We start from the raw sequence: 20208 nt of genomic DNA on the forward strand, positions 1-20208 counted from the left end.
CCTGATAGGAGAGCTTCAATGAAATTGCCAATTTACCTCGACTACTCCGCGACGACCCCGGTCGATCCGCGTGTCGCGCAGAAAATGATCGATTGCCTGACCGTCGAAGGAAACTTCGGCAACCCGGCCTCGCGCTCCCACGTCTTTGGCTGGAAAGCCGAAGAAGCGGTCGAGAACGCTCGTCGTCAGGTCGCTGATCTGGTCAACGCCGATCCGCGCGAAATCGTCTGGACCTCGGGTGCCACTGAATCCAACAACCTGGCTATTAAAGGTGTTGCGCATTTCTACGCCAGCAAAGGCAAGCACCTGATCACGTCGAAGGTTGAGCACAAGGCTGTCCTCGACACCACTCGCCAGCTGGAGCGCGAAGGTTTCGAAGTGACCTACATCGAGCCAGGCGAAGACGGTCTGATCACGCCTGCCATGATTGAAGCGGCACTGCGCGACGACACCATCCTGGTTTCGATCATGCATGTGAACAACGAGATCGGCACCATCAACGATATCGCCGCGATCGGTGAGCTGACCCGTTCACGTGGTGTGCTGTTCCACGTCGATGGCGCGCAGTCGACCGGCAAGGTTGAAATCGATCTGGCCAGCCTCAAGGTTGACCTGATGTCGTTCTCTGCACACAAAACCTACGGCCCCAAAGGCATCGGTGCACTCTACGTCAGCCGCAAGCCACGTGTTCGCCTTGAAGCGACCATGCACGGCGGCGGTCACGAGCGTGGCATGCGCTCCGGCACCCTGGCGACTCACCAGATCGTCGGCATGGGCGAAGCATTCCGTATCGCCAAGGAAGAAATGGCTGCTGAAAACGTGCGCATCAAGGCACTCAGCGATCGTTTCTTCAAGCAGGTCGAAAACCTGGAAGAGCTGTACGTCAACGGCAGTCTGACCGCACGCGTACCGCACAACCTGAACCTGAGCTTCAACTATGTCGAAGGCGAGTCGCTGATCATGGCGCTCAAGGACCTGGCGGTATCGTCCGGTTCGGCCTGTACCTCGGCCTCGCTTGAGCCTTCGTACGTGCTGCGTGCCCTGGGTCGCAACGACGAACTGGCGCACAGCTCGATTCGTTTCACCTTCGGCCGTTTCAGCACCGAAGAGGAAATCGATTACGCCGCGCAGAAAGTTTGCGAGGCTGTCACCCGGCTGCGCACGCTTTCGCCGCTGTGGGACATGTTCAAAGACGGCGTCGACATCTCCAAGATCGAGTGGGCGGCGCACTAATTTAAAGTCGCCTCCAAGACAGGTCATGGGCAATTGCGACGTGACCTGCAGAGCGGCTCCCTGATGTGAGAGGAATAGAATCATGGCTTACAGCGAAAAGGTCATCGACCACTACGAAAATCCACGTAACGTCGGCAAGATGAACGCGGAAGATCCTGATGTGGGCACCGGCATGGTCGGCGCTCCTGCGTGCGGCGACGTGATGCGCCTGCAGATCAAGGTCAACGAGCAGGGCGTTATCGAAGACGCCAAGTTCAAGACCTACGGCTGTGGTTCGGCCATTGCGTCCAGCTCCCTGGCGACCGAGTGGATGAAAGGCAAGACTCTGGATGAAGCAGAGACCATCAAGAACACTCAGTTGGCTGAAGAGCTGGCACTGCCGCCAGTGAAGATTCACTGCTCGGTACTCGCTGAAGACGCCATCAAGGCGGCCGTTCGCGATTACAAGCAAAAGAAAGGTCTGCTGTAAGCAGGCTTTTCAAGAGAAGCTTGCGACAGAGTCAACTGCAACAGGCTAATGCAACAGGCTAAGGAGTTCCGATGGCTATCAGCATGACAGAAGCTGCCGCTAACCACGTACGACGTTCCCTCGAGGGGCGCGGCAAGGGTGACGGCGTTCGTCTGGGTGTTCGCACCACAGGCTGTTCAGGTCTTGCCTATGTGCTCGAGTTCGTCGATGAGGCGGCCAGCGAAGACACCGTGTTTGAAATGCACGGCGTCAAGGTGATCATTGACCCGAAGAGTCTGGTCTATCTGGATGGCACCGAGCTCGATTTCGTGCGTGAAGGGTTGAACGAAGGCTTCAAGTTCAATAATCCCAATTCGCGCGGTGAGTGCGGCTGTGGCGAAAGCTTCAACGTCTGAGGCTTTTTATTGTGGGTACTCCCTGTCACTTCGCCCTGTTCGACCTCAAGCCCGAGTTTCAGCTTGATCTTGACCAGCTGGCCACGCGCTACCGTGAGCTTGCGCGTAACGTGCATCCGGATCGCTTTGCGGATGCCTCCGAGCGTGAGCAGCGTGTGGCGCTGGAGCGCTCGGCCAGTCTCAACGAGGCCTATCAGACCCTGAAAAGCCCGCCGAAAAGGGCGCGCTACCTGCTGGCAATGAACGGCAACGAAGTGCCGCTCGAAGTCACGGTGCATGATCCCGAGTTTCTTCTGCAGCAGATGCAATTGCGCGAAGACCTCGAGGACTTGCAGGAAGAGGCTGATCTCGCCGGCGTTGCGACCTTCAAGCGTCAGCTCAAGGTCGCTCAGGACGAACTGAACCAGAGCTTCGCGGCCTGTTGGAATGATGCTGCACAGCGCGAGCACGCTGAAAAGCTGATGCGGCGTATGCAGTTTCTCGACAAGCTCTCTCACGAAGTGCGCCAGTTAGAAGAGCGCCTCGACGATTAACCCCGCGCGGCTTCGGCCGCGCGCCAGTGATTATTCTGAACAGCATGGCTTTACTGCAGATCGCCGAACCCGGCCTGAGTCCTCAACCGCACCAGCGTCGTCTGGCTGTGGGTATCGACCTGGGCACCACCAATTCTCTGGTTGCTGCAGTACGCAGCGGCCTGTCCGAACCGCTGGCCGATGCAGAGGGGCAGGTCATTCTGCCGTCTGCCGTGCGCTATCACGCTGATCGTGTCGAAGTAGGGCAGTCAGCAAAGATCGCCGCCTCCCAGGACCCGTTCAATACCGTTCTGTCGGTCAAGCGTCTCATGGGGCGTGGTCTGACCGACGTCAAGCAACTGGGCGAGCAACTGCCGTACCGGTTTGTTGGCGGTGAGTCGCACATGCCGTTCATCGACACCGTGCAGGGGCCGAAAAGCCCGGTCGAAGTGTCTGCCGACATCCTCAAGGTCCTGCGCCAGCGCGCAGAAGCCTCGTTGGGTGGCGAGCTGGTAGGCGCGGTGATCACCGTTCCTGCCTACTTCGATGACGCTCAGCGTCAGGCGACCAAGGACGCTGCCAGACTGGCGGGCCTCAACGTACTGCGCCTGCTCAATGAGCCCACGGCGGCGGCTGTCGCCTATGGCCTGGATCAGAAAGCCGAAGGCGTGGTTGCCATCTATGACTTGGGTGGCGGGACCTTCGATATCTCGATCCTGCGCCTGACCGGCGGTGTGTTTGAAGTACTGGCCACTGGCGGCGATACCGCTCTGGGTGGCGATGACTTCGATCATGCGATAGCTAACTGGATTGTCACTGATGCCGGTCTGTCTGCCGATATCGACCCTTCCGCGCAACGCAGCCTGCTGCAGGCTGCGTGCTCGGCCAAGGAAGCGCTGACTGACGCCGAGTCTGTCGAGGTCGCCTACGGTGACTGGCGTGGCACGCTGACCCGCGAGGCGCTCAATGCGCTGATCGAGCCTATGGTCGCGCGCAGTCTCAAGGCCTGTCGTCGTGCGGTGCGTGACACCGGTATCGAGCTTGAAGAAGTCGAAGCGGTGGTCATGGTCGGCGGTTCAACCCGAGTTCCACGCGTACGCGAAGCGGTGGCCGAGCTTTTCGGTCGTCAGCCGTTGACCGAGATCGACCCGGATCAGGTGGTGGCCATCGGGGCTGCGATCCAGGCCGATACTCTGGCCGGCAACAAGCGTGACGGTGGCGAGCTGCTGCTCCTCGATGTGATTCCGCTCTCGCTGGGGCTGGAAACCATGGGCGGTCTGATGGAGAAGGTCATTCCGCGCAACACCACCATCCCTGTGGCGCGTGGTCAGGAATTCACCACGTACAAGGATGGCCAGACGGCCATGAAGATTCATGTACTGCAGGGTGAGCGTGAATTGATCAGCGACTGTCGTTCGCTGGCGCGCTTCGAGCTGCGTGGCATCCCGCCGATGGTCGCGGGTGCGGCAAAGATTCGTGTCACCTTCCAGGTCGATGCTGACGGTCTGCTCAGCGTTTCGGCGCGTGAAATGGGCTCGGGTATCGAGTCGAGCATTCAGGTCAAGCCTTCCTACGGGCTGACCGATGACGAAGTCACCCGCATGCTCAAGGACTCTTTCGAGTATGCCGGCGACGACAAGGTCGCTCGTGTGCTGCGTGAGCATCAGGTTGATGCCGAGCGTCTGCTCGAAGCTGTTCAGGGTGCCCTGGATGCCGATGGCGAGCGTCTTCTCGACGAGGAAGAGCGCCTGGTCATCAATCTGCAGATGGACGAACTCCGTGAACTGATGCAAGGCACCGATGGTTATGCCATCGAGCAGCAGACCAAGCGTCTGTCGCAGGTAACCGATGCATTTGCTGCCCGACGCCTCGATTCGACGGTAAAAGCCGCACTGGCCGGGCGCAACTTGAATGAGATTGAGGAATAACTGATGCCGCAGGTGATTTTTCTGCCCCACGCCGAGCATTGCCCGGACGGGCTGGTTGTAGAAGTGGAGCCCGGCACGTCTATTCTCGACATTGCCCACGAGCACCACATCGAGATTGAAAGCGCCTGTGGTGGCGTGTGTGCGTGCACCACATGCCATTGCATCATTCGCGAAGGTTTCGGTTCGCTGAATGAAGCCGATGAGCTGGAAGAAGACATGCTCGACAAGGCGTGGGGGCTGGAAGCGCAATCGCGTCTGTCCTGTCAGGCCATTGTCGGCAACGAAGACCTCACGGTCGAAATACCCAAGTATTCGCTCAACCACGCCGCTGAAGCGCCACACTGATTCAAGGATTGCTCATGAGTCTCAAATGGGTTGATGTGCAGGAAATCGCCATCCAGCTGGCTGAAAGCCACCCGGATGTCGATCCGTTGACTGTGAGTTTTCCCAGGCTGCGTAATCTGGTCATGGCCTTGCCTGAGTTCGATGACCACCCTGACCGTAGTGGGGAAAAGGTTCTCGAGGCGATCCAGGGGTTATGGATCGAAGAGGCCGATTGACGTTCAGTAACGTACGCAGTTAGGCAATACACCAGAACCCGCGTATAATTCGCGGGTTTAATTTTTCGCTTCAATCACTGCTTCTGGAGTTTCACCATGGCTGTTCAACGTACTTTCTCCATCATCAAGCCTGACGCCGTTGCCAAGAACGTAATCGGCGAGATCACCACTCGTTTCGAAAAAGCCGGTCTGCGCGTTGTCGCTTCCAAGCTGAAGCAACTGTCCAAGGCCGAAGCTGAAGGTTTCTACGCTGAGCACAGCGCTCGCGGTTTCTTCGGCGACCTGGTTGCTTTCATGATCTCCGGTCCGGTTGTCGTTCAGGTTCTGGAAGGCGAAAACGCTATCGCTCTGAACCGCGAGCTGATGGGCGCTACCAACCCTAAAGAAGCTGCTGCCGGCACCATCCGTGCTGATTTCGCTGATTCCATCGACGCCAACGCTGTTCACGGCTCCGATTCCGAAGCAGCCGCCGCTCGCGAAATCTCGTACTTCTTCGCAGCTACCGAAGTAACCGCTCGCTAAGTCATTTTTGACTGACGAGTGAAGGGTGAATTCATGATTGCATCGACTGGTAAAACCAACCTGCTGGGGCTGACTCAACAGGAAATGGAGAAATTCTTCGACTCTATCGGGGAGAAGCGCTTCCGTGCCGGTCAGGTCATGAAGTGGATTCACCACTTCGGCGTCGACGATTTCGACGCGATGACGAACGTCAGCAAGGCCCTGCGCGAAAAGCTCAAGGCCTGTGCCGAAGTTCGCGGTCCCGAAGTGGTCAGCGAGGACATCTCCAGCGACGGCACCCGTAAATGGGTGGTGCGCGTAGAGTCCGGCAGCTGTGTCGAGACCGTCTACATTCCGCAGGGCAAGCGTGGCACCTTGTGTGTTTCGTCCCAGGCGGGCTGTGCCCTGGATTGCAGCTTCTGTTCCACGGGCAAGCAAGGCTTCAACAGCAACCTCACCGCCGCCGAAGTCATCGGTCAGGTGTGGATTGCCAACAAATCCTTCGGCAGCGTCCCGGCGACCGTCGACCGTGCCATCACCAACGTGGTGATGATGGGCATGGGTGAGCCGCTGCTGAACTTCGACAATGTCATTGCCGCCATGCATCTGATGATGGATGACCTGGGGTATGGCATTTCCAAGCGCCGGGTGACCTTGTCCACCTCCGGTGTGGTGCCGATGATCGATGAGCTTTCCAAGCACATCGACGTGTCCCTGGCCTTGTCGCTGCACGCACCGAACGATGCGCTGCGCAACCAGTTGGTGCCGCTCAACAAGAAATACCCGTTGAAAATGCTTCTCGAGTCCTGCCGTCGCTATATGTCCAATCTGGGCGAAAAGCGTGTGCTCACCATCGAGTACACCATGCTCAAGGACATCAACGACAAGGTAGAGCACGCGGTCGAGATGATCGAACTGCTCAAGGACACACCTTGCAAGATCAACCTGATTCCGTTCAACCCGTTTCCGCACTCCGGTTACGAGCGTCCCAGCAACAACGCAATCCGTCGTTTTCAGGACCTGTTGCATCAGGCCGGTTATAACGTCACTGTGCGCACCACACGCGGTGAAGATATCGATGCTGCATGCGGCCAGTTGGTCGGGCAGGTGATGGACCGCACACGCCGTAGCGAACGCTACATTGCAGTGCGTGAGTTGAGCGCCGAGGCCGATGCGGCCCCTGTCGCGGTGACTCGAACCTGACTGCGAACCTGACCGAGAGAGACTCCATGCCTGTGCGTGCCTCGCTGCTGCTCTGTGTTGTCGTCCTGCTGACAGCGTGCGTGTCCACCGGTAACGTCAACCCGCTGACGACGGCCCAGGGGCGCGAGGAAGCGCGCAAGGCTTACGTGCAGCTTGGCCTGGGTTATTTCCAGCAGGGGCAGACCGAGCGCGCCAAGGTTCCGCTGAAAAAGGCGCTTGAACTCGACAGCTCGGATGCGCAGGCCAACGCCGCGCTGGCCCTGGTGTTCCAGACAGAGATGGAGCCGGAGCTGGCAGAGCAGTACTTTCGCAAGGCGTTGGCCGCCAGCAATAACGAAACACGTATCGTCAACAATTACGGCAGTTTTCTGTTCGAGCAAAAACGTTACAAGGAAGCCTACGAGCGTTTTGAACAGGCGGCTGCCGACAACCTGTATCCTGAGCGGTCACGGGTTTTTGAAAGCCTGGGCATGACCTCGCTGAAACTGGGCAACCGCGAGCAGGCTCGCGAGCATTTTACCAAGGCATTGCGCCTGGACCGTCAGTTGCCATTATCCTTGCTGGAAATGGCTCAGCTGTCCTACGAAGACAAGCAATATGTGCCGGCGCGTGACTATTACGACCGTTTTAGCCAACTCAGCGAGCAAAATGCACGTAGTCTATTGCTCGGTACACGGCTGGCGAAGATATATGATGATCGTAACAAGGCAGCCAGCTTTGGCCTGCTGTTGAAAAGACTCTATCCCGGTACGCCGGAATATCAGCAATACCTGTCGGAGCAATGATGAAAGCGGCGCATCCCGAAGTTGTAGCAACCAATCGCGTGAATCCTGGAGAAACCCTGCGCCAGGCCCGCGAGAGCAGGAGCTGGTCGCTGCCAGATGTGGCCTTGAGACTCAATCTCACCGTGACCTCCCTGACCAATCTGGAGAACGGCCAGTTTGAAAAGCTGCCTGGGCATACGTTTGCCCGGGGCTACGTGCGTGCCTACGCTAAACTGCTTGACCTTGATCAGGCGGCGCTGGTCGAACAGTTCGACCAGTTCACCGGCACTGACGGTAAAGGCAGTTCGGTCCACGCGCTGGGCCGTATCGAAGAGCCGGTCAGGCTGTCGCACAACATTCTGCGTATCGTCAGCCTGCTGTTGCTGGTGATCCTGGTCGGCGGTGGTTTCTTCTGGTGGCAGGATCAGGCGACCTTGCGCGGCAAGGATCAGTCCGGGCTGAACATGGAGCACGTCGAAGTCGAAAGTGCCGACGGCACCACGCAGATTCACCCGCTCGACGAGCCGGAAGAGCCTGCTGTGGCTGAAACGCCTGCCTCCGGACAAACTTCCTTGCCGTTGAATACCGGTGCGCCTGCCAGTGAGGCGCCAGCTGCTGCGCCAGCGGCCCCGGCTTCCAGCGTTACAGGTCATGCAACCGCACAACCACAAACACAGACGCCTGCTGCTGCCACGCCACCGGCGAGCACGCCGCAAGCCCCCGTTGCTGCGCCGACCGTGCCGTCGATGCCGACTGCACCTGCCGAGCAGCCAGCGCCTGTCGTGGCGGGTGCCGGTCAGGTGACCGTACAGTTCGTTGCCGATTGCTGGACCCAGGTCACTGACGGAAACGGCAAGGTGCTGGTCAGCGGCCTCAAGCGCAAGGGCGACAGTCTGGATGTCAGCGGCAAGCCGCCGTTGACCCTGCGTCTGGGCTACGCGCATGGTGCGCAGGTCAGCTACAACGGTCAGCCTGTGGATGTAGCACCTTTTACCAGCGGCGAAACTGCTCGCCTGAAGCTAGGGCAATAAGTCATGCACGGCGAATCTCCAATCAAGCGTCGCGAATCCCGGAAAATATGGGTCGGTTCCGTACCAGTCGGCGGTGATGCACCGATCGCGGTGCAAAGCATGACCAACAGTGATACCAACGCTGTGGCCGCTACCGTGGCACAGATCAATCGTCTGGAAGCGGCGGGTGTCGACATCGTGCGTGTTTCGGTGCCCGACATGGACGCTGCCGAAGCGTTCGGCCGCATCAAGCAACTGGTCAAGGTGCCGCTGGTCGCCGACATCCACTTCGATTACCGCATCGCCCTGCGTGTGGCGGAGCTGGGCGTCGACTGTCTGCGTATCAACCCGGGCAATATCGGTCGTGAGGACCGTGTGCGTGCCGTGGTCGATGCTGCGCGTGATCGAGGCATCCCGATCCGTATCGGCGTCAACGCCGGTTCGCTGGAAAAAGACCTGCAGAAGAAGTACGGCGAGCCTACGCCAGAGGCCTTGGTAGAATCTGCGCTGCGCCATGTCGAGCACCTGGAACGCCTGAACTTTCCGGACTTCAAGGTCAGCGTCAAGGCTTCCGATGTGTTTATGGCCGTCGCTGCCTATCGCCTGCTGGCCAAGGAGATTGTTCAGCCGCTGCACCTGGGCATCACCGAAGCCGGTGGCTTGCGTTCAGGTACGGTGAAATCGGCTGTCGGTCTCGGTATGCTGCTCGCCGAAGGAATTGGCGATACTATCCGCATCTCGCTGGCGGCTGACCCGGTCGAGGAAGTGAAGGTCGGGTACGACATTCTCAAATCGTTGCGCCTTCGTTCGCGTGGAATCAACTTCATCGCCTGCCCGAGCTGCTCACGGCAGAACTTCGATGTGGTCAAGACCATGAACGAGCTGGAAGTTCGCCTCGAGGATTTGCTGGTTCCGCTCGATGTTGCGGTCATCGGTTGTGTGGTCAATGGTCCGGGCGAAGCCAAAGAGGCGCATATCGGCCTGACCGGTGGTACGCCGAACCTGATCTACATCGACGGCAAACCCGCGCAGAAACTGACCAATGACAATCTCGTGAATGAGCTGGAACGCTTGATTCGCGAGAAAGCGGCTGAAAAAGCCGAAGCCGACGCCTCGGTCATCGTGCGCGGCTAACCCGGATTGCTAAGGATTTTCTGTGAGTAAGTCTCTACAAGCCATTCGTGGCATGAACGACATCCTGCCCGAGCAGACGCCGTTGTGGCGTCACTTCGAAGGCACTGTTGCCCGTCTGCTGGATAACTACGGTTACCGCCAGATTCGTATGCCTATCGTCGAATTCACCGAGCTGTTCAAGCGCTCCATCGGTGAAGTGACCGATATCGTCGAGAAAGAGATGTACACCTTCGCCGATCGTAACGGTGACTCTCTGACCCTGCGCCCTGAAGGCACTGCCGCATGCGTGCGTGCGGTCCTCGAACACGGCATCACTGGCGGCGGCCAGGTTCAAAAACTGTGGTACATCGGTCCGATGTTCCGTCACGAGCGTCCACAGAAAGGCCGTTATCGTCAGTTTCATCAGATCGGTGTCGAGGTTTTCAACCTGGACGGTCCGGATATCGATGCCGAACTGATTGTCATGACCTGGCGCCTGTGGGGCCTGCTGGGCATCCGCAACGCCGTGAAGCTCGAGCTGAACAGCCTGGGCACCAGCGAGGCGCGTGCGCGTTATCGCGACGCGCTGGTCGAATACCTCTCGGCCCGTCTCGACCAACTGGACGAAGACAGCCAGCGCCGCCTGAAAACCAACCCGCTGCGCGTGCTGGACACCAAGCACCCTGAAACCCAGGCTGTGCTGGTCGATGCGCCGAAACTGGCGGACTACCTGGATGACGAATCCCGCGTTCACTTCGAAGGCCTGAAGGCCCGTCTGGACGCCGCCGGTATTCCTTATGTGATCAATCCCAAGCTGGTGCGTGGCCTGGACTACTACAGCAAGACCGTTTTCGAGTGGGTCACCGATCAACTCGGTGCCCAGGGTACGGTCTGTGCGGGCGGTCGTTACGACGGTCTGGTCGAGCAGATGGGTGGCAAGCCTACTGCAGGCGTCGGTTTCGCGATGGGTATCGAGCGTCTGGTTCTGCTGCTCGAAACCCTTGAACAGGTGCCGGAAGAGATTGCCCGTCAGGTCGATGTCTACCTGTGCGCATTCGGCGAAGCGGCCGAGCTGGCGTCACTGGCATTGACCGAAAAGGTCCGTGATCAGCTGCCGACCCTGCGGTTGCAGGTCAACGCCGGTGCCGGCAGCTTCAAAAGCCAGTTCAAGAAGGCCGACAAGAGCGGTGCGCTGTTCGCACTGATCCTCGGCGAAGAAGAACTGGCGGCGAAGGTCATTGGCGTCAAGCCCCTGCGTGGCCAGGGTGAACAACAAAATATTGCCTGGGATGCTCTGTCAGAGCACCTGGCCTCCTGCGTCGTGCAGGGTTGAAGCTGATTTAACAGCCGTTTAGCGAATAGGAGTATTGGGGTGTCGGGTACCGAAGATGAAGAGCTGGCGGTAATGAAGGACTGGTGGCAGCGCAACGGCAAACCTCTGTTGACCGGCGGTCTGCTTGCGTTGGTCGTGGTTCTGGGTTGGCAGTTCTGGCACAGGTATCAGGCCAGCCAGTCGCAAGGCGCCTCGATGCTTTATCAGCAATTGCTGGAAACCGCACTGACGCCCAGTGGTCAGGCAGACACCGCACGTGTCGCTGAGATCTCCGGCAAACTGAAAAGCGAATTCGGTGGCACTACCTACGCACAGTTCGGTAGCCTGTTCGTCGCCAAGGTGGCGGTCGATGCTGGCAAGCTGGACGATGCTGCAGCCGATCTGAAAACCGTGGCCGACAAACCTGCCAATGACACGCTGGGCGAGATTGCCCGTCAGCGTCTGGCACGCGTGCTGGCTGCGCAGAACAAGACCGATGACGCGCTGAAGCTGCTCGACGGCGATGCCGACAAGGCTTTCCTCGCCAGTCGTGAAGAACTCAAGGGTGACCTGCTGGTACAGCTGGGTCGTACCGACGAGGCGTATGCTGCATACCAAAAGGCCAAATCTGCTCTGTCCGAAGACGCAGCAGTGGGTGGCCTGCAAATGAAGCTCGACGATCTGGCGAAAGGGGATGCGTGACGTGATTCGTTGGAAACATGCAGCATTGCTGGCTCTGGCCATTCTGGCCGCGGGTTGCAGCAGCAACAGCAAAAAGGAATTGCCTCCGGCCGAGCTGACCGACTTCAAAGAAGAAGTGGTTCTGCATAAGCAGTGGAGCCGTTCCATTGGCGACGGTCAGGGCAAGACTTACAACATGCTCGTGCCGGCCATTGATGGCGACCGCATCTATGCGGCTGACGTCACGGGCGAAGTCGTGTCGCTGGACCGTCTGACTGGCGACGTGATCTGGAAGAAGGATCTCGACCTGCCCGTTTCCGGTGCAGTCGGCGTGGGCTACGGACTGGTGATGATCGGCACCCTCAAGGGTGAAGTGATTGCCATGGACGCCACGTCCGGTGAAGAAAAGTGGCGCGCTCGCGTCACCAGCGAAGTGCTGGCTCCGCCTGCCACCAACGGTTCCGTGGTCGTTGTCCAGACTCAGGATGACCGCATCGTCGGTTTTGACGCCTCTACCGGTTCGCAGCTCTGGATCTACGAAAGTACCCCGGCGGTGCTGACCCTGCGCGGTACCGGTGCTCCGCTGGCGACCAACCGTCTTGCCGTGGCAGGTCTGTCGACCGGCAAGGTCGTCGCTCTGGATATCACTAACGGCGTGCCGATCTGGGAGCAGCGTGTTGCCATCCCGCAAGGTCGCTCGGAACTGGATCGTGTGGTCGATATCGACGGCGGCCTGTTGCTGTCCGGCGGTACGCTGTACGTTGCTACCTATCAGGGTCGCGTCGCCGGTCTCGATCTGGAAAGCGGTCGTGTGCTCTGGCAGCGTGATGCTTCGAGCTACTCGGGTGTCGCCCAGGGCTTTGGCAGCGTCTATGCCACTCTGGCCTCCGGTACTGTCGAAGGTATCGACGAGCGTTCGTCCTCTGCACTGTGGAGCAACGAATCACTGGCTCGCCGCCAGCTCGGCGCGCCGGAAGTGTATTCCAGCTACGTAGCGGTCGGTGACATGGAAGGCTACCTGCACCTGTTGAGCCAGGTGGACGGTCGTTTTGTCGGTCGCGAACGTATCGACAGCGACGGCCTGCGTGCGCGTCCGCTGGTGGTTGGGGACATGATTTACGTGTATGGCAACAGCGGCAAACTGGAAGCCCTGACCATCAAGCAATAAGTGTCCATGCCCGGGGCCAATGGCCCCGGGTGCCCTTGCTTCGGCAAGGCTGCGGTGCCTTTGTGGCATCGCCCCGAACTCCGGCCGCTGCCCTGCAGCGGCTTTTGTATTTTCTGAAATAACGAAGTGGAGAGCCGCATGGTTCCCGTAATCGCCCTGGTGGGTCGACCGAACGTCGGCAAGTCCACCATGTTCAACCGCCTGACCAGGACTCGCGACGCCATTGTCGGCGATCTGTCCGGTCTTACCCGTGATCGCCAATACGGAGAGGCGAAGTGGCAAGGGCGCTCCTATATTCTGATCGACACCGGCGGTATCTCCGGTGACGAGCATGGCATGGACGAAAAGATGGCCGAGCAGTCGCTGCTGGCCATTGAAGAAGCCGATGTGGTGCTGTTTCTGGTGGACGCCCGTGCGGGCTACACCGCTGCTGATCAGATGATTGGTGAGCACCTGCGCAAGCGCAACAAGCGTTCCTACGTGGTTGCCAACAAGATCGACAACATCGACGAGAACCTGGCACGCGCCGAGTTCAGCCCGATGGGCCTGGGCGATGCCATCCCGGTGGCCGGTGCCCACGGTCGTGGTATCTCGCAGATGCTCGAAATCGCTCTGCGCGAATTCCCCAGGGACGAAGACGAGCCTGAAGAGGGCGTTGAGGTCGAGGAAGTCGCCGAAGGTCAGGAAGCCAAGCGCATTCCCGGCCCTAGCGAGAAAGACGGCATCAAGATCGCCATCATCGGTCGTCCCAACGTCGGCAAGTCGACGCTGGTCAACCGTATGCTGGGTGAAGACCGGGTTATCGTCTATGACGAGCCAGGCACCACGCGCGACAGTATCTACATTCCCTTCGAGCGTAACGAAGAGAAGTACACGCTGATCGACACCGCGGGTGTGCGCAAGCGCGGCAAGATCCACGAGGAAGTTGAAAAGTTCTCGGTGGTCAAGACGCTGCAGGCCATCAAGGACGCCAACGTGGTGATCTTTGTGATGGACGCCCGCGAAGGTGTGGTCGACCACGACCTGAACCTGCTGGGCTTCGCCCTTGAAGCGGGTCGTGCGCTGGTCATCGCGCTGAACAAGTGGGACGGCATGACGCCGGGCGAACGCGATTTCGTGAAGATCGAGCTGGAGCGCCGGTTGTTCTTCGTCGACTTCGCCGACATCCACTTCATCTCCGCACTGCACGGCACGGGCGTGGGCAACCTGTATCAGTCGGTACAGAACTCGTTCAAGTCTGCGGTAACCCGCTGGCCAACCAGCCGCCTGACCCAGATTCTCGAAGATGCGGTCAGCGAGCATGCGCCACCGATGGTCGGCAGCCGCCGCATCAAGCTGCGCTACGCTCATTTGGGTGGTGCCAACCCGCCGCTGATCGTGATCCACGGTAACCAGGTCGAGAAAGTACCCAAGTCCTACGTCCGTTACCTGGAAAACACTTACCGGCGTGTGCTCAAACTGGTCGGTACGCCGATCCGTATCGAGTTCAAGGGCGGCGAGAACCCGTATGAAGGCAACAAGAACACGCTCACCGACCGTCAGGTCAACAAGAAGCGTCGGATGATGTCGCACCACAAGAAGGCCGACAAGAAGCGCCGCGACAAGCGCTGAGTCAGCATCGGGAAAAAGGCGCTTCGGCGCCTTTTTTTGTGTCCGTTTAATGGGCTATCCTGCCTGACCCCGTGCCGCCCGGTGCCGGGAGATTGCAGGGAAAGGGTTCCATGATCGACAGCAAGTTGCCCAACGTGGGCACCACTATCTTCACCGTCATGTCACAGCTGGCCGCCGAAACCGGAGCTATCAACCTGTCCCAGGGGTTTCCTGATTTTGACGGGCCGCAGGCGCTGCGTGATGCGGTCTGCCGACACGTCACTCAAGGCCATAACCAATACTCACCGATGACCGGGCTGCCTGCGCTTCGTCAGCAAGTTGCGGCAAAGATCGCCCGCAGCTATGGGCGTACGGTCAACGCGGACACTGAAATCACTATCACACCGGGTGCCACCCAAGCGATTTTCTGCGCGATCCATAGCGTTATTCGTGCTGGCGATGAAGTGATCATTTTCGACCCTTGTTATGACAGCTACGAGCCTGCCGTCGAATTGGCCGGTGGGCGCTGCGTTCATGTGCAACTAGGGCTGGATGACTTCTCCATCGACTGGCAAAAGCTCAGCGATGCGCTGAGCCCGCGTACCCGCATGATTGTCATCAACAGCCCGCACAACCCCAGCGGCGCTCTGATCAGTCGTGCAGAGCTTGATCGACTGGCCGCGCTGATCGCCGATCGCGACATTTACCTGCTCAGTGATGAAGTCTATGAACACCTGGTGTTTGACGGCGCACGCCACGTCAGTGTGCTCGACCACGAAGCGCTGTATCAGCGCGCCTTCGTCGTCAGCTCGTTCGGCAAGACCTATCACGTCACAGGCTGGAAAACCGGTTACGTGGTCGCGCCGCCTGCGCTGACGTCCGAACTGCGCAAGGTGCATCAGTATGTGAGCTTCTGTGGTGTCACGCCGTTGCAATACGCATTGGCCGACTTCATGGCCGAACACCCTGAGCATGTCGATGAACTGCCAGGCTTCTATCAGGCCAAGCGCGACTTTTTCTGCAGTCATCTGGCCGAGTCGCGTTTCAGCTTCCGGCCGGTGGGCGGGACTTATTTCCAGTTGGTCGATTACTCGCAGATCAGGCCCGACCTCAATGACGTCGATATGGCCTTGTGGATGACCCGTGAGCATGGCGTGGCGAGCATTCCGATTTCGGTGTTCTACCAGAGCCCGCCAGAAGGGCAGCGCCTGATCCGCCTGTGCTTCGCCAAACAGGAAGAGACGCTGCGTCTGGCGGCGGAGAAACTATGCGCGATATAAGCGGGCTGCCCAACCTCAACCTCGCACTGATCCAGACCACGCTGGCGTGGCATGATCGCGAGGCCAATCTCGAGCATTTCGAGCCATTGCTGGATCAGGCGCGCGGCGCGGACCTGGTGATCCTGCCAGAGATGTTCACCACCGGTTTCTCGATGGAGTCCGAGGCCCTGTCAGAGCCGGAAGCCGGGCCTACATCGCTATGGCTATTGGCGCAGGCCAGGCGTATCAACGCCGTGGTGACCGGCAGCGTCATGATGCGCGCTGCCGATGGCAGTCATCGCAATCGCCTGTTGTGGGCGCGGCCAGACGGTGAACTACTGCATTACGACAAGCGTCATCTGTTTCGCATGGCCGGTGAACACGAGCACTACACGCCGGGTGATCGCCAGGTGATGTTTGAGCTCAACGGCTGGCGTGTACGCCCGCTGATCTGCTATGACCTGCGCTTTCCGGTCTGGAGCCGTGACGCCCAGGACACCGATCTGTTGCTGTACACCGCCAACTGGCCGGGCGCACGGCGTCTGCACTGGAACCGCCTGCTGCCCGCCAGAGCCATTGAAAACCTGTGCTACGTGGCGGCGGTCAATCGCGTCGGGTCGGACGGCAAGGGCTTTGCGTACACCGGTGACAGTCAGGTCCTGGATTTTCAGGGCGAGAGCCTGTTGAGCGCGGGCGAAGCGGATGGAGTGTTCAGGGCGACGCTCAGCGCGGCAGACCTGCAAGCCTACCGTACGCGGTTTCCGGCCGGGCTGGACGCGGACTCTTTCAATATTCAATAAAAGTACTTCAGAATGTTTCCAGTCGGCCGATAGCTGTTCCAGACTTCCAGGAGACCGTCATGACTACTATCAATACCTCCACGCTGAACAGTTACTCAAGCTCGTTGACGCTAACGGTCAAGCCTACTGATGCTGAAACGGCCAAGACCGCGACTGCTGCAGCCACCACGACTACCGAAACAGAGAAAAGCTCTGATCAGGCGTCGACTGAAGGTGGCAAGGCCGGTGCAGCGGGTGGCGGCGGCAGCGTGGGTGGCTCCAGCGAATCGTCTCTCAATCAGACGATCGAGCAGATAAAGCAGCAGATCAAGGACGCTCAGAAGCAACTCGCCGAGCAGAAGGCGCAGCTGGCTGCTGCTCAAAGCGGTAAAGGGTCAGCGGAAGAGAAGGCGCAGAAATCCATGGCGATTCAGGGCCAGATCGCGACCATCAGCGCCAACCTGCAGACGTTGCAGGCCTCGTTGCTGCAGCTGGAAACCGGTGGCGGTGTAAACACCACCGCGTGATATCGCCTGCTTTGCGTCCGAAGTGACGCTCATCATGCCCGCGCACAGTGTTGCGTGGGCATTCAGCTGCTTGCGCCCCTGATCAGGCGGCGCAGCGTCCAGCGTTGCCTGTCACTCGTTCACGTTCATGAACTTACGGGCCCACTCTACGTAGTCTTCAGGCTGCGTGTAGGTGTGGGTCAGTTCAGTCGCACTCATGTTCGATTCTTTACCCAGTATCTGACGCTGCTCGCGCAGGCAGTCATAGGTGGCCTTGATCGCCGCGAAGTACGCTGCGTGGCCATGCACGCAAATCCTCACACCCATCTCGGCAAGGCGCGCGTTGTCGTGCAGTTCCGGGTTGCCGTACGTCACCAGCATCAGCGGTACGGTCACGCCTTCGGATATCTGCGCCAGGTGATCGAAGTCACGAATGCCGACGATGGTAATGCCGTCAGCCCCGGCAGCCTGATACTGCTGAACCCGGCTGATGGCTTCCTGAACCGGAATGATCGCTGCGTTGGTACGAGCGAAAATCGACATCTCTGGATCGACGCGAGCCTCCAGCGCTGCGCGGATCTTGCCAACACCTTCGGCAGTGGAAATCAGATCAGTGGATTTGCGTCCGAACTGTGCCGGCAGCAAGGTATCTTCGATCGTCAGTGCAGAAATACCGGCACGTTCCAGTTCGACAACGGTGCGCATGACGTTAAGGGCATTGCCATAACCATGGTCTGCGTCCGCGATGACCGGGAGCTGTGCGACACGGCCGATGCGCGTGGCCTGTTCAACGAATTCGCTCAGGGTGATCAGGGCGAAGTCAGGGGCTGCCAGGACTTGCAGCGACGCCACGGAGCCGCCGAGGATGCCTACTTCAAAGCCCAGATCCGCTGCGATTCGCGCTGACATGGGGTCGAACACCGAGGCTGTGTGAAAGCAAGCGTTCGACGAGGTGAGCGCGCGGAAGCTACGGCGCAAATCTTGATGGGAAGCCTTGGGCATAATCGCTCCAAATGTGATTGGATCAGCTCAGCGTACCGAGGCCGATGGTAATTTCAATGCACGGTGGGTCTGCCCGAGCATTCTTTTCGTCCGGAAATCAATGCAATAGTCGTCTTGGTTTTATAGGAAAGGTGCAGCTGGCAGGTAAGTCCGAGCAGGCATCGTCAGCATATGAATTGCTGTTGGATTGGGCGCGCTCTGGAGTAAGGGCAGCATGCTACCACAGCATAAATGAAAAAGATTATGCCGAAACAGGCAGGGTCATGCGCGGAATGCAAGAGGCTGGTGCAGTGTGAGGCGGGGAGGGAAGAGGGCGATGCGGATGACGGACCTGCGTCCGCCATCCGGCTATCGAATCAGGCCGCTTTGGCCTGGGTCTGGCTGAGTGAACGATTCAGGGCACTGAACAGGGCGCGGAAGCTCGCCGTGGTGATGTTTTCATCGATGCCCACGCCATGGACGGCGCGTTCGCCATTCACGCGCAGCTCGATGTAGGCGGCCGCCTTGGCGGTGGTACCCGAGCCGATCGCATGCTCGTTGTAATCCATGATTTCCACGGCCACCGGCAGACCGGCAACCAGTGCTTCCAAGGCGCCCTTGCCCTTGCCGCGCCAGTGCTGGGTTTCGCCGTCGACGTGCACCTCGGCATCCACCGAGCTGTTGCCGTTCTCCTCCTGCAACTTATGGCTGATCAGCGCATAAGGAACGTTGGCTTGCAGGTACTCACGACGCAACAGCGAGTGAATCTGCTCGGCCGTCATCTCCAGACCCAGACGATCGGTTTCACCCTGAACCACCTGGCTGAACTCGATCTGCATGCGGCGTGGCAGGGAGATGCCATATTCCTGTTCCAGCAGGTAAGTGATGCCACCTTTGCCCGACTGGCTGTTGACGCGAATCACCGCCTCGTAGCTGCGACCGATGTCGGCCGGGTCAATCGGCAGGTAAGGCACTTCCCACAACTCGCCCTCCTTCTGCTGGGTGAAACCCTTGCGAATCGCATCCTGGTGCGAACCGGAGAACGCGGTGTGCACCAGGTCGCCAACGTACGGGTGACGTGGGTGCACAGGAATCTGGTTGCATTCTTCGACGACCTTGCGCACACCGTCGATATCCGAGAAATCCAGCTCCGGGTTGATGCCTTGGGTGTAAAGGTTCAGGGCCACGGTGACCAGATCGACGTTGCCGGTCCGCTCGCCGTTACCGAACAGGCAGCCCTCGACGCGATCTGCGCCGGCCATCAGGCCCAGCTCGGTAGCGGCAACGCCCGTACCACGGTCGTTGTGGGTATGCAGGCTGATCAGCACGCTGTCGCGGCGGGTAATGTTGCGGCCGAACCATTCGATCTGGTCAGCGTAAATGTTGGGTGTCGCCACTTCCACGGTGGCCGGGAGGTTGAGGATCACATTGTTCTCGGGCGTCGGGTTCCACACCTCGATCACCGCATCGCAGACTTCCTTGGCGAATTCCAGCTCGGTCGCACTGAAGGTTTCCGGCGAGTACTCGAAGGTCCACTGGGTTTCAGGCTGTTGTGCTGCATATTTAACGAACAGCTTGGCCGCGTTGACCGCGATCTCTTTCACCCCGGCCTTGTCCTGATTGAAGACGATGCGGCGGAACGACGGGCTGGTCGCGTTATACAGGTGAACAATGGCCTTTCTCGCGCCGCGCAGCGATTCGAAGGTGCGGGCGATCAAGTCTTCGCGAGCCTGGGTCAGTACCTGGATGGTGGTGTCATCCGGGATATGGCCGTCTTCGATCAGGGTACGCACGAAGTCGAAGTCAGTCTGCGAAGCCGATGGAAAGGATGCCTCGATTTCCTTGACGCCAACGCTGACCAGGGTTTTCCAGAAGCGCAGTTTCTTGGCCGCGTCCATGGGTTCGATCAGCGACTGGTTGCCGTCGCGCAGGTCGGAGCTGCACCAGATCGGCGCTGCATCGATGGTCTTCGAAGGCCAGGTGCGGTCAGGCAGATCAATGGTCGGGAACGCACGGTACTTCTTCGAAGGGTCTTTGAGCATGGTCATCAGGAAATCCTTTTGTATTCACGGGGCCGGGGTTGGGCGGCCTGCCGTTCTGGATAGATAGCACAGGGAATTGCGAACACAGGGACGAGGCACAGCATGCTAGCCAGGCAGTCGGGCGCTGACCAGGCTGAGGCACCGGTGTTGGCGCGACAGAATAAGGGTTTGAGAGGTTTTCATGAGGCCAACCGTAACCATT

The 20208-nt window shown here is 59.2% G+C and carries 21 protein-coding genes; 19 read left to right on the forward strand and 2 right to left on the reverse strand.

The genetic code is table 11. The features are described from left to right. Positions 1-18 precede the first annotated feature (18 nt). The 19 genes from PCPL58_RS08475 to PCPL58_RS08565 all read left to right on the forward strand — a co-directional run bounded on the left by PCPL58_RS08475 (position 19) and on the right by PCPL58_RS08565 (position 17004). The gene (locus tag PCPL58_RS08475; RefSeq protein WP_003365095.1) at positions 19-1233 is read left to right on the forward strand and encodes an IscS subfamily cysteine desulfurase; all 1215 of its coding nucleotides are present in this window, start codon (positions 19-21) and stop codon (positions 1231-1233) included. 82 nt (positions 1234-1315) lie between these two features. Next, positions 1316-1702, forward strand: coding sequence for a Fe-S cluster assembly scaffold IscU (gene iscU, locus PCPL58_RS08480; RefSeq protein ID WP_002552476.1), 387 nt, complete (start codon positions 1316-1318; stop codon positions 1700-1702). Positions 1703-1773: 71 nt separating this feature from the next. Next, on the forward strand, positions 1774-2097 hold the full coding sequence (iscA, locus tag PCPL58_RS08485) for an iron-sulfur cluster assembly protein IscA (RefSeq protein ID WP_003365093.1): 324 nt from the start codon (positions 1774-1776) through the stop codon (positions 2095-2097). Between the two features lie 11 nt (positions 2098-2108). Further along, on the forward strand, positions 2109-2630 hold the full coding sequence (hscB, locus tag PCPL58_RS08490; RefSeq protein WP_065349228.1) for a co-chaperone HscB: 522 nt from the start codon (positions 2109-2111) through the stop codon (positions 2628-2630). Positions 2631-2674: 44 nt separating this feature from the next. Then, positions 2675-4537 carry a Fe-S protein assembly chaperone HscA gene (hscA, locus tag PCPL58_RS08495; protein WP_003433457.1) on the forward strand — a complete coding sequence of 621 codons (1863 nt, stop codon included), beginning with the start codon at positions 2675-2677 and terminating at the stop codon, positions 4535-4537. A gap of 3 nt (positions 4538-4540) precedes the next feature. Continuing rightward, on the forward strand, positions 4541-4882 hold the full coding sequence (gene fdx / locus PCPL58_RS08500) for an ISC system 2Fe-2S type ferredoxin (RefSeq protein WP_003433456.1): 342 nt from the start codon (positions 4541-4543) through the stop codon (positions 4880-4882). Positions 4883-4896: 14 nt separating this feature from the next. After that, complete coding sequence (gene iscX / locus PCPL58_RS08505; RefSeq protein WP_002552481.1) at positions 4897-5097, forward strand: Fe-S cluster assembly protein IscX; 201 nt, start codon at positions 4897-4899, stop codon at positions 5095-5097. A gap of 96 nt (positions 5098-5193) precedes the next feature. Further along, complete coding sequence (gene ndk, locus PCPL58_RS08510) at positions 5194-5619, forward strand: nucleoside-diphosphate kinase (protein WP_002552482.1); 426 nt, start codon at positions 5194-5196, stop codon at positions 5617-5619. A gap of 33 nt (positions 5620-5652) precedes the next feature. Beyond that, entirely contained in the window at positions 5653-6801 is a 1149-nt protein-coding gene (gene rlmN / locus PCPL58_RS08515; protein ID WP_003433455.1) for a dual-specificity RNA methyltransferase RlmN, read from the forward strand. Positions 6802-6827: 26 nt separating this feature from the next. Further along, on the forward strand, positions 6828-7586 hold the full coding sequence (gene pilW, locus PCPL58_RS08520; RefSeq protein WP_003409116.1) for a type IV pilus biogenesis/stability protein PilW: 759 nt from the start codon (positions 6828-6830) through the stop codon (positions 7584-7586). After that, positions 7586-8596, forward strand: a complete 1011-nt coding sequence (locus PCPL58_RS08525; protein WP_065349229.1) for a RodZ domain-containing protein — start codon at positions 7586-7588, stop codon at positions 8594-8596. The genes pilW and PCPL58_RS08525 overlap by 1 nt, the downstream gene beginning before the upstream one ends. Positions 8597-8599: 3 nt before the next feature. Beyond that, the gene (ispG, locus tag PCPL58_RS08530) at positions 8600-9709 is read left to right on the forward strand and encodes a flavodoxin-dependent (E)-4-hydroxy-3-methylbut-2-enyl-diphosphate synthase (protein WP_065349230.1); all 1110 of its coding nucleotides are present in this window, start codon (positions 8600-8602) and stop codon (positions 9707-9709) included. A 22-nt stretch (positions 9710-9731) separates the two neighbouring features. Continuing rightward, entirely contained in the window at positions 9732-11021 is a 1290-nt protein-coding gene (gene hisS / locus PCPL58_RS08535; protein WP_065349231.1) for a histidine--tRNA ligase, read from the forward strand. Between the two features lie 39 nt (positions 11022-11060). Continuing rightward, positions 11061-11702, forward strand: coding sequence for a YfgM family protein (locus PCPL58_RS08540; RefSeq protein ID WP_065349232.1), 642 nt, complete (start codon positions 11061-11063; stop codon positions 11700-11702). After that, entirely contained in the window at positions 11695-12849 is a 1155-nt protein-coding gene (gene bamB / locus PCPL58_RS08545) for an outer membrane protein assembly factor BamB (RefSeq protein WP_042930335.1), read from the forward strand. Before PCPL58_RS08540 ends, bamB begins: the two co-directional genes overlap by 8 nt. A 138-nt stretch (positions 12850-12987) precedes the next feature. Next, a complete protein-coding gene (gene der, locus PCPL58_RS08550) occupies positions 12988-14460 on the forward strand; it encodes a ribosome biogenesis GTPase Der (protein WP_003365072.1) in 1473 nt (490 codons plus the stop codon). A gap of 110 nt (positions 14461-14570) precedes the next feature. Continuing rightward, entirely contained in the window at positions 14571-15719 is a 1149-nt protein-coding gene (locus PCPL58_RS08555; protein ID WP_003433449.1) for a pyridoxal phosphate-dependent aminotransferase, read from the forward strand. Then, positions 15707-16498 carry an amidohydrolase gene (locus PCPL58_RS08560; protein WP_024662103.1) on the forward strand — a complete coding sequence of 264 codons (792 nt, stop codon included), beginning with the start codon at positions 15707-15709 and terminating at the stop codon, positions 16496-16498. The genes PCPL58_RS08555 and PCPL58_RS08560 overlap by 13 nt, the downstream gene beginning before the upstream one ends. A gap of 59 nt (positions 16499-16557) precedes the next feature. Continuing rightward, complete coding sequence (locus PCPL58_RS08565; RefSeq protein ID WP_003365067.1) at positions 16558-17004, forward strand: FlxA-like family protein; 447 nt, start codon at positions 16558-16560, stop codon at positions 17002-17004. Positions 17005-17115: 111 nt separating this feature from the next. Here PCPL58_RS08565 and PCPL58_RS08570 read toward each other — a convergent pair whose 3' ends face one another. Together PCPL58_RS08570 and leuA are read right to left on the reverse strand one after the other, a co-directional pair. Beyond that, positions 17116-17985 (reverse strand): isocitrate lyase/PEP mutase family protein, encoded by an 870-nt coding sequence (locus PCPL58_RS08570; protein ID WP_065349233.1) that lies wholly within the window; start codon positions 17983-17985, stop codon positions 17116-17118. Between the two features lie 356 nt (positions 17986-18341). After that, positions 18342-20012: a 2-isopropylmalate synthase gene (gene leuA, locus PCPL58_RS08575; RefSeq protein WP_065349234.1), complete on the reverse strand. Its 1671-nt coding sequence runs from the start codon at positions 20010-20012 to the stop codon at positions 18342-18344. Positions 20013-20208 lie beyond the last annotated feature (196 nt).

The sequence above is a fragment of the Pseudomonas cerasi genome (assembly GCF_900074915.1).
GTDB classification, from domain to species: domain Bacteria; phylum Pseudomonadota; class Gammaproteobacteria; order Pseudomonadales; family Pseudomonadaceae; genus Aquipseudomonas; species Aquipseudomonas cerasi.

Bases quoted from the DNA above. Each gene is read 5' to 3' on its own strand.
- PCPL58_RS08475 (WP_003365095.1), top strand. From the start codon at position 19: ATGAAATTGCCAATTTACCTCGACTACTCCGCGACGACCCCGGTCGAT.
- iscU (WP_002552476.1), top strand. From the start codon at position 1,316: ATGGCTTACAGCGAAAAGGTCATCGACCACTACGAAAATCCACGTAAC.
- iscA (WP_003365093.1), top strand. From the start codon at position 1,774: ATGGCTATCAGCATGACAGAAGCTGCCGCTAACCACGTACGACGTTCC.
- hscA (WP_003433457.1), top strand. From the start codon at position 2,675: ATGGCTTTACTGCAGATCGCCGAACCCGGCCTGAGTCCTCAACCGCAC.
- fdx (WP_003433456.1), top strand. From the start codon at position 4,541: ATGCCGCAGGTGATTTTTCTGCCCCACGCCGAGCATTGCCCGGACGGG.
- iscX (WP_002552481.1), top strand. From the start codon at position 4,897: ATGAGTCTCAAATGGGTTGATGTGCAGGAAATCGCCATCCAGCTGGCT.
- ndk (WP_002552482.1), top strand. From the start codon at position 5,194: ATGGCTGTTCAACGTACTTTCTCCATCATCAAGCCTGACGCCGTTGCC.
- rlmN (WP_003433455.1), top strand. From the start codon at position 5,653: ATGATTGCATCGACTGGTAAAACCAACCTGCTGGGGCTGACTCAACAG.
- pilW (WP_003409116.1), top strand. From the start codon at position 6,828: ATGCCTGTGCGTGCCTCGCTGCTGCTCTGTGTTGTCGTCCTGCTGACA.
- PCPL58_RS08525 (WP_065349229.1), top strand. From the start codon at position 7,586: ATGAAAGCGGCGCATCCCGAAGTTGTAGCAACCAATCGCGTGAATCCT.
- ispG (WP_065349230.1), top strand. From the start codon at position 8,600: ATGCACGGCGAATCTCCAATCAAGCGTCGCGAATCCCGGAAAATATGG.
- bamB (WP_042930335.1), top strand. From the start codon at position 11,695: ATGCGTGACGTGATTCGTTGGAAACATGCAGCATTGCTGGCTCTGGCC.
- der (WP_003365072.1), top strand. From the start codon at position 12,988: ATGGTTCCCGTAATCGCCCTGGTGGGTCGACCGAACGTCGGCAAGTCC.
- PCPL58_RS08555 (WP_003433449.1), top strand. From the start codon at position 14,571: ATGATCGACAGCAAGTTGCCCAACGTGGGCACCACTATCTTCACCGTC.
- PCPL58_RS08560 (WP_024662103.1), top strand. From the start codon at position 15,707: ATGCGCGATATAAGCGGGCTGCCCAACCTCAACCTCGCACTGATCCAG.
- PCPL58_RS08565 (WP_003365067.1), top strand. From the start codon at position 16,558: ATGACTACTATCAATACCTCCACGCTGAACAGTTACTCAAGCTCGTTG.
- PCPL58_RS08570 (WP_065349233.1), bottom strand. From the start codon at position 17,985: ATGCCCAAGGCTTCCCATCAAGATTTGCGCCGTAGCTTCCGCGCGCTC.
- leuA (WP_065349234.1), bottom strand. From the start codon at position 20,012: ATGACCATGCTCAAAGACCCTTCGAAGAAGTACCGTGCGTTCCCGACC.